This window comes from Hydrogenophaga sp. (genome assembly GCF_019635465.1).
Classification (GTDB): Bacteria; Pseudomonadota; Gammaproteobacteria; order Burkholderiales; family Burkholderiaceae_C; genus Hydrogenophaga.
On the sequence record NZ_JAHBZK010000001.1, the window covers coordinates 243,184 to 255,191 of the forward strand.

The 12,008-nt window shown below is 69.0% G+C and carries 13 protein-coding genes; 8 read left to right on the forward strand and 5 right to left on the reverse strand.

What is annotated here, in order from left to right:
- Positions 1-9 precede the first annotated feature (9 nt).
- Genes KF871_RS01255 through KF871_RS01275 form a run of 5 tightly spaced genes read left to right on the forward strand, consistent with a single transcriptional unit; the run spans position 10 to position 4,294 of the window.
- Entirely contained in the window at positions 10-1,086 is a 1,077-nt protein-coding gene (locus KF871_RS01255; protein ID WP_291137121.1) for a ChuX/HutX family heme-like substrate-binding protein, read from the forward strand.
- Between the two features lie 10 nt (positions 1,087-1,096).
- Positions 1,097-1,969: a hemin ABC transporter substrate-binding protein gene (locus tag KF871_RS01260; RefSeq protein WP_291137124.1), complete on the forward strand. Its 873-nt coding sequence runs from the start codon at positions 1,097-1,099 to the stop codon at positions 1,967-1,969.
- The gene (locus tag KF871_RS01265) at positions 1,966-2,385 is read left to right on the forward strand and encodes a hypothetical protein (RefSeq protein WP_291137126.1); all 420 of its coding nucleotides are present in this window, start codon (positions 1,966-1,968) and stop codon (positions 2,383-2,385) included. Before KF871_RS01260 ends, KF871_RS01265 begins: the two co-directional genes overlap by 4 nt.
- Positions 2,382-3,461, forward strand: a complete 1,080-nt coding sequence (locus KF871_RS01270; RefSeq protein ID WP_291137128.1) for an iron ABC transporter permease — start codon at positions 2,382-2,384, stop codon at positions 3,459-3,461. The genes KF871_RS01265 and KF871_RS01270 overlap by 4 nt, the downstream gene beginning before the upstream one ends.
- Positions 3,458-4,294 (forward strand): heme ABC transporter ATP-binding protein, encoded by an 837-nt coding sequence (locus tag KF871_RS01275; protein ID WP_291137131.1) that lies wholly within the window; start codon positions 3,458-3,460, stop codon positions 4,292-4,294. Before KF871_RS01270 ends, KF871_RS01275 begins: the two co-directional genes overlap by 4 nt.
- Before the next feature lie 9 nt (positions 4,295-4,303).
- Here KF871_RS01275 and KF871_RS01280 read toward each other — a convergent pair whose 3' ends face one another.
- Together KF871_RS01280 and KF871_RS01285 are read right to left on the reverse strand one after the other, a co-directional pair.
- Positions 4,304-4,864, reverse strand: a complete 561-nt coding sequence (locus KF871_RS01280; RefSeq protein ID WP_291137134.1) for a dihydrofolate reductase family protein — start codon at positions 4,862-4,864, stop codon at positions 4,304-4,306.
- The gene (locus KF871_RS01285; RefSeq protein WP_291137137.1) at positions 4,861-5,277 is read right to left on the reverse strand and encodes a hypothetical protein; all 417 of its coding nucleotides are present in this window, start codon (positions 5,275-5,277) and stop codon (positions 4,861-4,863) included. Before KF871_RS01285 ends, KF871_RS01280 begins: the two co-directional genes overlap by 4 nt.
- A 166-nt stretch (positions 5,278-5,443) precedes the next feature.
- Here KF871_RS01285 and KF871_RS01290 point away from each other — a divergent pair, with 166 nt between their 5' ends.
- The 3 genes from KF871_RS01290 to KF871_RS01300 are packed head-to-tail and all read left to right on the forward strand — an operon-like array spanning position 5,444 to position 8,436.
- The gene (locus tag KF871_RS01290; RefSeq protein ID WP_291137140.1) at positions 5,444-6,028 is read left to right on the forward strand and encodes a GbsR/MarR family transcriptional regulator; all 585 of its coding nucleotides are present in this window, start codon (positions 5,444-5,446) and stop codon (positions 6,026-6,028) included.
- Between the two features lie 32 nt (positions 6,029-6,060).
- A complete protein-coding gene (locus tag KF871_RS01295; RefSeq protein WP_291137143.1) occupies positions 6,061-7,422 on the forward strand; it encodes a cytochrome ubiquinol oxidase subunit I in 1,362 nt (453 codons plus the stop codon).
- Positions 7,423-7,437: 15 nt separating this feature from the next.
- Positions 7,438-8,436, forward strand: a complete 999-nt coding sequence (locus tag KF871_RS01300) for a cytochrome d ubiquinol oxidase subunit II (RefSeq protein ID WP_291137146.1) — start codon at positions 7,438-7,440, stop codon at positions 8,434-8,436.
- Positions 8,437-8,454: 18 nt separating this feature from the next.
- Here KF871_RS01300 and guaD read toward each other — a convergent pair whose 3' ends face one another.
- The 3 genes from guaD to KF871_RS01315 form a co-directional block, all read right to left on the reverse strand.
- Entirely contained in the window at positions 8,455-9,738 is a 1,284-nt protein-coding gene (gene guaD / locus KF871_RS01305) for a guanine deaminase (RefSeq protein ID WP_291137149.1), read from the reverse strand.
- Positions 9,739-9,803: 65 nt separating this feature from the next.
- The gene (locus KF871_RS01310) at positions 9,804-10,904 is read right to left on the reverse strand and encodes a BMP family ABC transporter substrate-binding protein (RefSeq protein ID WP_291137152.1); all 1,101 of its coding nucleotides are present in this window, start codon (positions 10,902-10,904) and stop codon (positions 9,804-9,806) included.
- Positions 10,905-10,988: 84 nt separating this feature from the next.
- Positions 10,989-11,993 (reverse strand): adenosine deaminase, encoded by a 1,005-nt coding sequence (locus KF871_RS01315; protein ID WP_291137154.1) that lies wholly within the window; start codon positions 11,991-11,993, stop codon positions 10,989-10,991.
- Between the last annotated feature and the right edge of the window lie 15 nt (positions 11,994-12,008).

Consider the following 12,008-nt stretch of genomic DNA (forward strand, 5'->3'; position numbering starts at 1 on the left):
AGCCACCCCATGAGCCCCGAACAGATCCGCCACGACTACGAAGCCGCCCGCGCGCGCGGTCTGCGCGCTCGCGACGCAGCCGCCGCCATCGGCCAGAGCGAAGGCGCCGCGCTGGCGGCCTACATCGGCGCCGACAACGACGCCCTCGTTCGCGCCACGCCGCTCAAACGCGAATGGCTGGCGCTGCTCAAGTCTCTCGAACCCTGCGGGCCCTTGCTGGCCCTCACGCGCAACGAGCACGTGGTGCACGAGAAGACCGGCGTCTACCGCCAGCTCTCGGGCGAAGGGCCCATCGGCCTGGCGCTGGGCGAGGACATCGACCTGCGTCTGTTCTTTCACCAGTGGCACGCGGGCCTGGTCATCACCGAGCGGGCACAGAACGCCAGCGCCGAGGCCCTGCCCAGCCTGCAGTTCTTCGACAAACACGGCACCGCCGTGCACAAGATCTTCGTGCGCGAGGCCACGGACCGCGCCGCGTGGGCACAGGTGCTGCGCGACTGGAGCGACGAGAGGGTGACCGTCGCCTTCGAACCCGCCGCACCCGCGGCCATCAAGGCCCCCGTGTCGGTCGACGCCGCGGCCTTCGGCGACGCCTGGTCGGCCATGACCGACACCCACCAGTTCTTCCCGCTGCTGCGCCAGTTCGGCGTCGAGCGCCGCCAGAGCTTTCGCCTGGTCGAGGGCCGCTACACGCGCCGGGTCGATCGCACCGCGCTGCGCGAGACGCTGATGGAGGCCGCCTTCGACGGCACGCCCATCATGGTGTTCGTCGGCAGCCCGGGCTGCATCCAGATCCACACCGGTGCGGTCAAGCGGGTGGAGCCGATGGAAGTGCAGGGCAAGACCTGGCTCAACGTGCTCGACCCCGGCTTCAACCTGCACCTGCGCGAGGACAGGGTCGACGAGGTCTGGGTGGTCGAAAAGCCCACCAGCGACGGCGTGGTGACCTCGCTCGAAGCCTTCGATGAACAGGGCGAACTCATGGCCATGTTCTTTGGCGCGCGCAAGCCCGGCCAGCCCGAGCTGGTCGCTTGGCGCGACATCCTGGCGCACCTGCCCACGGTCGACGCCGGTGCCACCGCCTGAAGGATTGGTCATGCTCAGTCGCCTCTCCGTCTCGCGCCGCGCACTGCTGGGCGCCGCCGCCGCCAGCGCCTGGCCCATCGCACGCGCGCAGACACCAGCGCCACGCCTGGTCACCGTCGGCGGCGGCATCACCGAAGTGGTCTACGCGCTCGGTGCGCAGGCCCAGCTCGTGGGCACCGACACCACCAGCCTGTACCCGCCCGCCGCGCTGTCCACACCCAAGGTCGGCTACATGCGACAGCTGTCGGCCGAAGGCCTGCTCAGCCTGCGGCCCGACGCCGTGGTCGCCGCGGGCGACGCCGGTCCGCCGGTGGTACTCGATCAGCTGCGCTCGGCCGGCGTGGCGGTATCGCTGATCCCGGCCAGCCACGACTGGGCCGAGGTACAGCACAAGCTGCGCGCCGTGGGCCAGGCCACCGGTCGCGTCGATGCGGCGCGCGCCTTGATGGCGCGGCTCGATGCGCAATGGGACGCCACCCAGGCCCGCGTGCGCGCGTTCAGCGGCAAGCCGCCGCGCGTGCTGTTCGTGCTGGCGCACAGCGGCAGTCCCACGGTGTCGGGTGAAGCCACCGCCGCCCACGCCATGATCAGCCTGGCCGGCGCGCACAACGCGCTCTCGGGCTTCAAGGGTTACCGGCCGATGACGGCCGAAGCCATGGCCGCCGCCGCGCCCGACGTGATCCTCACCAGCAGCCAGAGCATCGAGGCCATGGGCGGCACCGCCGTGTTCTGGCAACGCCCCGAACTCGCGCTCACCCCGGCCTGGCAGGCACGCGCCAGCGGCCGGTCGCTGGTCACCATCGACGCACTGGCACTGCTGGGCTTTGGCCCGCGACTGCCGGCGGTGGTGGGTGAGTTGCACGACAGGCTGGTGCGCGCATGACGCCCATGCCCGTGCTCACCACACCCGACCTGCGGCGCGCCATCGCCTTCTACCGCGAGCGTGTTGGCCTGCACTGTCGCCAGCACATCGACGGTGTGGTGGCCTGGCTCGGCGCCGACGGCGTGCCCGACGCGCGCTTCGCGCTCTGCCTGATGGCCAGCGCAGCGCCACCGGCCCGCTTCGAGCGCTCCACGCCCTGGGACCGCCACTTTCGCGCCAGCGCGCACCGCATTGCCGTGCACAACCTCTGGGGCCTGGTCGAAGGTCTGCGGGGCCTGAGCCTGCCGCGCTGGCAGACCTGGGGCGCGTGGACCAGCCTGCTGCACGACGCCGATGGCCACACCCTGCACTTGTGCGAGCGGCAGCCGGCATCGCACCGGCCCGCGCAGCCATCGGCCCATCGGCGCGCCGCATGAACACGCTGGTGCAACCGTGGATCGGTCGCATCGCGCGGCCCGCACAGCGCGGCCCCTGGGTACTGGCCGCACTCGGCTTCGCACTGCTGTTGAGCCTGCTGTGGGCCAGCGGCCAGGGTGCGTACGGCCTGCCGCTGCGCGACTTGCCTGCGGTGCTTGCCAGCGCCTTCAACGCCAGCACCGACCCACGCAGCGGCGCCGAACTGGTGTTCTTCAACATCCGCCTGCCGCGCCTGGTGCTGGGCGTGGCCGCCGGTGCCGGCCTGGGCCTGGCCGGCGCACTGATGCAGGGCCTGTTTCGCAACCCGCTGGCCGACCCCGGCCTGATCGGCGTGAGCAGCGGCGCGGCGCTGGCCGCGGGCGCCACCATCGTGCTCGGCGCCACCTGGTTCCCGGATCTGCCGCGCGCGCTGGGCAGCTGGCCATTGGTGGCCATGGCGTTTGCGGGCGGCCTGGGCGTGTCGGCGCTGATCTATGCGCTGTCCATCAGCGAGGGCGGCACCCGGGTGGGTCTGATGCTGCTGGCCGGCATCGCCGTCAACGCCCTGGCCGGCGCCGGGCTGGGGCTGCTGAACTTTCTGGCCACCGACGAGCAACTGCGCAACCTGCAGTTCTGGCTGCTGGGCAGCCTGGGCGGCGCGCGCTGGAGCGCGGTGCTGCTGGTGAGCGGCCTCACCGTGGCGGCCCTGCTCATCGGCCTGCGCCAGGCGCGCGCGCTCAATGCACTGGCGCTGGGTGAAGCACAAGCCGTCATGCTGGGTGTGCCGGTGGAACGGCTCAAGCGCCTGTGCGTGGGGGTGACCGCGCTCGCCGTCGGCGCCATCACCGCCACCACCGGCATCATCGGTTTCATCGGGCTGGTGGCGCCCCACATCGTGCGCCTGCTGGCCGGCCCCGATCACCGTTGGGTGCTGCCCGGCTCGGCCCTGCTGGGCGCAGCGCTGGTGCTGCTGGCCGACGCCTTTGCGCGCACGGTGCTGGCGCCGGCCGAACTGCCCCTGGGCGTGATCACCGCCCTGGTCGGCGTGCCCTTCTTCCTGGCGCTGCTGCGCGGCGCGCACGCGAGGTCGCTGTGAACGCGCGCCTGCCCGACACCGCGTTGAACGTGCAAGGTCTGAGCGCGCAGGGTCTGTGCGCCCAAGGTCTGCGCGTGCGCCACGGACGGCGCGCCGTACTCGATGGTGTGGACTTCGCACTCAACGCCGGTGAGCTGGGCGTCATCCTCGGACCCAATGGCGCCGGCAAGTCCACCCTGCTGGGCGTGCTGGGCGGCCTGCGCGCGCCCGACGACGGCGCGGTGTGGCTGCATGGCCGCGCACTCACGCCCGCCACCGCCGCCGGCTTTGCGCGCCACCGCGCCTACCTGCCACAAGACCTGGTGCCCGCCTTCGATTTCAGCGTGCAGGAGGTGGTCGAACTCGGCCGCTACCCGCACCGCCACGCACCCGAGTCCGACGAAGCAGCCATCGTGCGCGAGGCCTTGCAACAACTCTCGGTGCTGCACCTGCTGCCCCGGCGCATTCGCCAGCTCAGCGGCGGCGAACGCGCGCGTGTGCAGATCGCGCGCTGCCTGGCGCAGGTCTGGCGCGCCGGCCCCGACAGGCTGTCGCGCTGGTTGCTGCTGGACGAACCCACCGCCGCGCTCGACCTGCAACACCAGCACGCCACCCTGTCGGCGCTGCGCGACTGGGCCCACACGCAGGGCGTGGGCGTGCTGCTGGTGCTGCACGACCTCAACCTCGCGCTGCGCTACGCCGACCGCTGCTGGGTACTCGACGAAGGCCGCGTGCGCGCCAGCGGCACACCGGCCGAGGTGCTCACCAGCGAACGGGTGGAGGCGGTGTGGCGGGTGCACACGCACCGCGTGGCCGGTCCCGGTGGCGTACCGCAGTTGCTGATGGCGGCCTGAGCGACTGGCTCAGCGCTGCGCCAGGTAGCGGCTTTGCACGAAGCCGAACGGCCAGCTGCGGGTGTCGGCGTGCTGCCAGAACTGGTCCTTCGGCAGAGCGGAGAACAGTGGGCGCCCTTCGCCGATCAACACCGGCACGCGCGTGACGACAAATTCGTCCACCAAGCCCGCCGCAACGAACGCCTGGATCGTCTCGCCACCATCCAGATAGACGCGCTGGTGTCCCCTGGCCGCGAGTTGTGCGGCGACCTCTCGGGGATCGCCCGCCATCAGTGACACCGACGGCGGCAGCCCTTCCGGCAAGACCCGCAGGCTGCGGCTGAGCACCACCACCGGCTTGTCGCCATACGGCCAGTCGGCAAAGCCGCGCACGGTGTCGAAGGTTTTGCGGCCCATCAGCAGCGCGTCGACCGACCCCATGAACGCTGCGTAGCCGCAGTCTTCGCCCGCCGGCACCGAGGCGTTGGCCGCCTCGAGCCAGTCGATGCGCCCATCGGCGCGTGCGATGAACCCGTCCAGGCTGGTGGCAATGAAGACCGCGAAGGCGGGACGCCCCGCTGCCCCGCTCACCGCCCACCCGCTGCGGGCGCAGCCAATCGCTTGCTCAAACGGGCGGCCCGCTGACCGCCCCGCGCGCGCACGGCGCGCACCTGCGCAACCAGCGCCTCGTCCTGCGCGGCGTACTCGGTCTGCTTGATGGCTTCGATCTCGGCGCGGATGCGCTTGATCTCCTGCAGGGTCGCGTCGTCGCGACCGGACGCAGGCAGCGTGCGCTCGGCCAGGTCCACCAACAGGTCGGTGAGCAGCCCGAGCTGGCGCCCGTAGGACGCCACGTCCATGGCCTTGGCCTCGATGCGGCCATTGCCGGCCTCGGGCTTGATGCCCTTGAAGAACGCATTGAACACCGGCTCGATGTCCTGCGCCACGTCGCCACTGAGGGGCAGCCGCCACTGCGGCGCCCAGATCCACAACCAAGGAAACATGCCCAACCCCCTGTTGATCGACAAACCAGGGCGCATTGTGTGACCGTCCTGGTGCCAGGCTGCTGACCAGGCGACCACCGATGGGGGGTGAATAACCCCTACATCCTCCTGGAATTTCAGAAATTACTGAAAATTCAGGCCGTCGCGACACCATCCTCTCCACGCCATGACCTTGCAGGACGAACTTCCGCCCCTCAACCGCGAGTTCATCGCCCACTTCGGCGAAATGGGCAGCCGCTGGGGCATCAACCGCACCGTGGGGCAGATCTATGCCCTGCTCTACCTGTCGCCCGAGCCGCTGTGCGCCGACCAGATCGCCGAGGCCCTGGCCTTCTCGCGTTCCAACGTGAGCATGGGTCTGAAGGAGCTGCAAGCCTGGCGCCTGGTGCGGCTGCGCCATTTCAGCGGCGACCGGCGCGAGTTCTTCGAAGCCCCGCAGGACGTGTGGGAGATCTTTCGCGTGCTGGCCGAGGAGCGGCGCCGCCGCGAGATCGAACCCACGCTGAGCATGTTGCGCACCGCGCTGCTGCAGTCCCCCGGCACCGACGCCGAACGCCACGCGCAGCAACGCATGAAGGAAATGCACGACCTCATCGACCGGCTCATGACCTGGTTCGACGACGTGCAAAAGCTCGCCCCCGAGACGGCCTTGCAACTCATGGGAATGGGTGCGAAGGTCACGCGTGTGCTCGAACTCAAGGACCGGCTCACCGGCAAGTCGCCCGCCGCGCGCGCCGACAAGGCCGCCTGAACGTCACTGGCTTTCCCATCAGGACATTTCCCATGGACCTCGACACCCTGTTGCTCTCGCGCTTGCAGTTCGCCGCCAACGTGAGCTTTCACATCCTGTTCCCCACCATCACCATCGCGCTGTGCTGGTTCCTGCTGTTCTTTCGCATCCGCTATGTGAAGACGCGCGACCCGGCCTGGGAAGAGGCCTATTACTTCTGGACCAAGGTGTTCGCACTGACCTTCGCGCTGGGGGTGGTGTCGGGCATCGTGATGAGCTTTCAGTTCGGGACCAACTGGCCCGGCTTCATGGAGAAGACCGGCAACATCTCGGGCCCGCTGCTGGGCTACGAAGTGCTCACTGCGTTCTTTCTGGAGGCGAGCTTCCTCGGCATCATGCTGTTCGGGCGCGGGCGGGTGAGCGAGCGCGTGCACCTGATTGCCACCTCGCTGGTGGCGCTGGGCACCACCCTGTCGGCGTTCTGGATCCTGAGTCTCAACTCCTGGATGCAGACGCCCGCCGGCTTCGAGATCGTCAACGGCGAGTTCATGCCGGTGGACTGGCTGGCCATCGTCTTCAACCCCTCGTTCCCGTACCGGCTGGCGCACAAGCTGCTGGCCTCGACGCTCACGGCCTCGTTCCTGATCGCGGGCCTGAGCGCCTGGCAACTCCTCAAGGGCACGGCCACCGCCGGCACCCACCGCGCCATGCGCGCCGCCGTGTTCGCCGCGGTGATCGCCGCGCCGGTGCAGATCTTCGTGGGCGACCTGCACGGCCTGAACACCTTGCACCACCAGCCCGCCAAGATCGCCGCCATCGAGGGCATCTGGGAGACAGAGAAGGGCGCGCCGCTCACGCTGTTCGGCTTCCCCGACGAAGCGGCCGGCACCACGCACATGGCGGTCAAGGTGCCCAAGCTGGGCAGCCTCATCCTCACGCACGAATGGGACGGTGAGCTCAAGGGCATCGCCGACTTCCCCAACGCGCACCCGCCGGTGGCCCCGGTGTTCTGGGCCTTTCGGGTGATGGTGGGCGTGGGCTCGCTGATGCTGCTGGTGGCCCTGTGGAGCGCCTGGAAGCTGTGGCCACAGCGACGCGACTCCACCACCCGGCTGCCGCGTCCCACGCTGTGGGCGCTCACCGCCATGGCCTTCTCGGGCTGGGTGGCCACGCTCTCGGGCTGGTACGTGACTGAGATCGGCCGTCAGCCCTACATCGTCTATGGGCAACTGCACACGGCCGATGTGGCGACCACGCTGGCACCGCCCTACGTGGCCATCACGCTCATGGCCTACCTCATCGTCTACGGCCTGCTGCTGATCACCTACGTGGGTGTGCTCAAGCACATGGCCGAGCACCCGATCAAGCCCGCACCCGAAGCGCCTTCGGGCGAACTCGGCAAGGCCGGCGTCTGACCACAGGAGAAGCACATGACCTGGGCCGAATTCCTCCCCCTGCTCTTCATGGCCGTGATGGGCCTGGCCTTGCTGGCTTACGTGGTGCTCGATGGCTACGACCTGGGCGTCGGCCTGTTGCTGCCCCTGGGCACCGACGAGCAGAAAGACACCATGATCAGCAGCATCGGGCCCTTCTGGGACGCCAACGAAACCTGGCTGGTGCTGGGTGTGGGCGTGCTGCTGGTGGCGTTCCCCAAGGCGCACGGCATGGTGCTGCAGGCGCTGTACCTGCCGGTGGCCGTCATGCTGATCGGCCTGATCCTGCGCGGTGTGGCCTTCGACTTCCGCGTCAAGGCGCCCCTGCCCTACAAGCCGTTCTGGAACGGAGCGTTCTTTGGCGGTTCGCTGGTGGCCACCATGGCGCAGGGGTGGATGCTGGGCAGCTACATCACCGGTTTCGACAACGGCGGCCTGGGCCTGCTCTTCAGCCTGGGCATTGCGCTCACGCTGCCTGCGGCCTACGTGCTGCTGGGCGCGGGCTGGCTCATCATGAAAACCGACGGCGAGTTGCAGGCGCGTGCGGTGCACTGGGCGCGACGGGTGTGGTGGCCTATGGGCGTCGGGCTGGCTGCCATCTCGCTGGCCACCCCGCTCGTCAACGCCGAGGTGTTTGAGAAGTGGTTCGGCGTGCCGCAGCTGTTTGCCCTGCTGCCGGTGCCGCTGGTGTGCGCCGCCGCGTTCTTCGCGGTGCGCTGGGTGGTCACCCGCCCGACCGTGGTGGCCGCCGGCTACGGCTGGCTGGTATTCGTGAACACGGTGCTGATCTTCGTGCTTGCCTTCTTCGGCCTGGCCTACAGCATCTTCCCGAACATCGTGATCGGCCGCCTGACGGTGTGGCAGGCCGCTGCCGCCACGTCTTCACTCAACGTGATCCTGATCGGCGTGGCCATCACCTTGCCGGTGATCGTGATCTACACGATCTACATGTACCGCGTGTTCTGGGGCAAGGCGCGGGCGCTGACCTACAACTGAGCCACTGGCACAGGAGTGTCAGCGACCGTCCACCACGGTGCGAATCACCGCGCGATCATCGCCCAGCACGATCAGCGCGAAGAGAAACTCCTCCAGCGTCTCGGCCTGCGCGGTGCGGCGCGCCAGCAGCGGCGTGGCCGCGGGGTCAAGCACCACGAAGTCGGCCTCGTGCCCCGGCGTGAGGTTGCCCACCACGCCACCCAGGCCCATGGCCTGTGCCGCGCCGGCCGTGTGCTGCCACCACAGGTTGGACGGCTGCAGCGTGAGCCCAGGCTTGGTCGCACCCTCGCGCGCCACACCATAGGCCGCCAGCATGGTGGCAAACGGCGAGAAGCTGGTGCCGCCGCCGACGTCACTGGCCAGGCCATGGCGCAGACCGGTGCGGCGCGCGCCGTCGTAGTCGAAAAAGCCGCTGCCCAGAAACAGGTTGCTGGTCGGGCTGATTGCGGCGGCCGCACCGCGCTCGGCCATCAGCAGGCGATCGGTGTCGTCAAGGTGGATGCAATGCGCGTACACCGCGCGCTCGCGCAGCAGGCCGAAGTCCTCGTACACGCCCAGGTAGCTGCGGCTGTCGGGAAACAGCTCGGCCACCCAACGCACCTCGTCGCGGTTTTCGGCCACGTGCGACTGGATCCACACATCGGGAAAGCGCGCCGCCAGCTCACCCGCACCGCGCAGCTGGGCCGGCGTGCTGGTGGGCGCAAAGCGCGGCGTGATGGCATATCCCAGGCGATCGACGCCGTGCCAGCGCCGGATCAGTGCCTCGGTGTCGGCCAGACTCTGCCCGGTCTCATCGCGAACGCCGTCGGGGCTGTGGCGGTCCTGCAGCACCTTGCCGGTGACGAAGCGCAGGCGGCGCTCGCGGGCGGCCTCGAAGGCGGCATCCACCGAGGCCGGGTGCGAGGTGGCAAAGGTGAGCGCCGTCGTCACGCCGTGGCGCATCAGTTCGTCGAAGAACACCTCGGCCACCTGGCGCGCGTGCGCGGGGTCGGCAAAGCGCGTCTCCTGTGGAAAGGTGTAGTGCTCGAGCCAGGGGAGCAAACCGTCGGCGGGCGAGCCGATCATCTCGGTTTGCGGGTAGTGCACGTGCAGGTCGATGAAGCCGGGCGCGATCAGGCGGCCCGGCAGATGCTCGATGGCCACGCCCGCGAAGCGCTCGGCGAGCGCGCCATAGGCACCGACTGCGCGCACCACCGCGCGCCCGTTGGCATCCGGCCCGACCACCAGCAGGCCATCTTCGTCGTAGAGGGGAGCGCCGGTGTTGTCGTCAAACCGCAGCAGGCGCGCGCGATAGGCTTTCATGGGCCGGGAGCTTAAGGCCCCGGGACCCGTTCTTCATACGGCGGGCGAAATGTCCGCCATCCCACTCAGCGGTTGACGGACCCCAGCACGCCGTCGACGAACCAGTCCATGCCGAGAATCTGCGCATCGCTCAGGCGCTGGCCGGCAGCAATCGCCACCTTGCCTTCGTTGTCGCGCACTGGTTGGTCGGCCGCGGCCGCAAACACCGGCAGACGCCCGGCGGCCATGTCGGCCTGGCGCGCCTCGACCTCCTGCTGCACGCTGCGCGGCACCTTGCTGCCAAAGCCTTCGACGCGGATGAAGCCATCGGCCACACCGCCCCACACGCTCTGGCTGCGCCAGCTGCCGTCGAGCACGGCCTGCACGCGTCTGGTGTAGTAGTCGCCCCAGCGGTGCGTGACCGCCACCACCTGCGCATCGGGCGCGACGCTGCGCATGTCGGAGTGGTAAGCCACCGCCAGCTTGCCGCGCTCCTGGGCCGCCACCATCACCGCCGTGCTGCCGGTGTGAAACGCCAGCACCTCGGCGCCCTGGTTCATCAGCGTCATGGCCGCATCGCGCTCGCGTGGCGGGTTGAACCACTCGCCCAGAAACACCACCTTGACCGTGGCGCGCGGGTTGACCGAGCGCATGCCCAGCGTGAAGGCATTGATGCCCTGCACCACCTCGGGAATGGGAAAGCCCGCGACATAGCCCGCCTGCGTGGCCAGGCGGCCGGCCGCCACACCGGCCAGGTAGCGCCCCTCGTAGTAGCGCGCGTTGGCGGCCGACACGTTGGGCGCCGTCTTGTAGCCGGTGATGGACTCGAACTTCACGTTCGGGAACTCACGCGCCACCTTGAGCGTGGGTTCCATGTAGCCGAAGCTGGGCGTGAAGATGATGTGTGCGCCCTGCTGGGCCAGGTCGCGGATCACCCGCTCGGCGTCCGCCCCCTCGGGCACGTTCTCGACGAATTGCGTCTGTACCTTGTCGCCCAGCGCGGCCTGCACCGCCTGGCGGCCCGATTCGTGCTGGCGCACCCAGCCTGCGGGCGTGAGCGGCGCCACATAGACAAACGCGGCCCTGACCGGTGGCTGCACCGCCTGGGCGCGGGCGACAAGGGGGGAGAAAAACACAGCGGCCAGAGCCGGCGCAATGACGCGCCAGGCCGCGAGGTTTTTGTACATGGTGTTCCTCGACATGGCTTCCGGTGAATGAAAAACGCGAGCCGGGGAAGCACCGGCTCGCGTCAGGGACCGGATTCTACCGGGTCAGCCGATCGCTGCGTCGAGGCGAGCCATCAGGCGGGAGCGCGTGGGCGGGTCAACGAAGCTGGCCTCGAAACTGTTGCGCGCCAGGGTGATCACGTCGTCGCGCGACAGGTCCAGCGCCTGCACCGTCTGCACGAAGTTGGCGTTGAGGTAGCCGCCGAAGTAGGCCGGGTCGTCGCTGTTGACCGTGGCGCACAGGCCGGCGTCCAGCAGCTTCTTCATCGGGTGATCGCGCAGATCGTTCACCACGCAGAGCTTGAGGTTTGACAGCGGGCACACCGTCAGCGGTGTGCGACGCCGCGCCAGTTCGGCCACCAGCGATGCGTCTTCCAGGCTGCGCACGCCGTGGTCGATGCGCTCGGCCTGCAAGTCGTTCAGCGCGCTCCAGATGTAGGGGGGCGGCCCCTCTTCGCCCGCGTGGGCCACGATGTGCAGGCCCAGTTCGCGACAGCGCGCAAACACGCGCGAGAACTTCTCGGGCGGGTGGCCGACTTCGCTCGAGTCCAGGCCGACGCCGATGAAGTGCTCACGGTGCGGCAACGCAGCCGACAGCGTGGCAAACGCGTCTTCTTCGCTGAGGTGGCGCAGAAAGCACAGGATGAGCGCACTGCTCAGGCCGAACTCGGCCTGCGCCCGAACGCAGGCGCGCTTGAGGCCCGCGATGACCACGCCGATGTCCACGCCACGCGCGGTGTGCGTTTGCGGGTCAAAGAAGATTTCGGTATGGATGACGTTGTCGGCGTGGGCGCGTTGCAGGTAGGCCCAGGCCATGTCGAAGAAATCGGCCTCATGCAACAGCACGCTGGCACCGGCGTAATAGATGTCGAGAAAGCTTTGCAGATCGGTGAAGGCATAGGCCTCGCGCAGCGCCTCGACGCTGGCGTAAGGCAGCTTGACGCCATTGCGCTGCGCCAGGACAAAGATGAGCTCGGGTTCGAGCGAGCCTTCGATGTGGATGTGCAGTTCGGCCTTGGGCAGGGCGGCGGCGAGTTCGGCAGGTGTCATGTTCGAAGCAAGGGT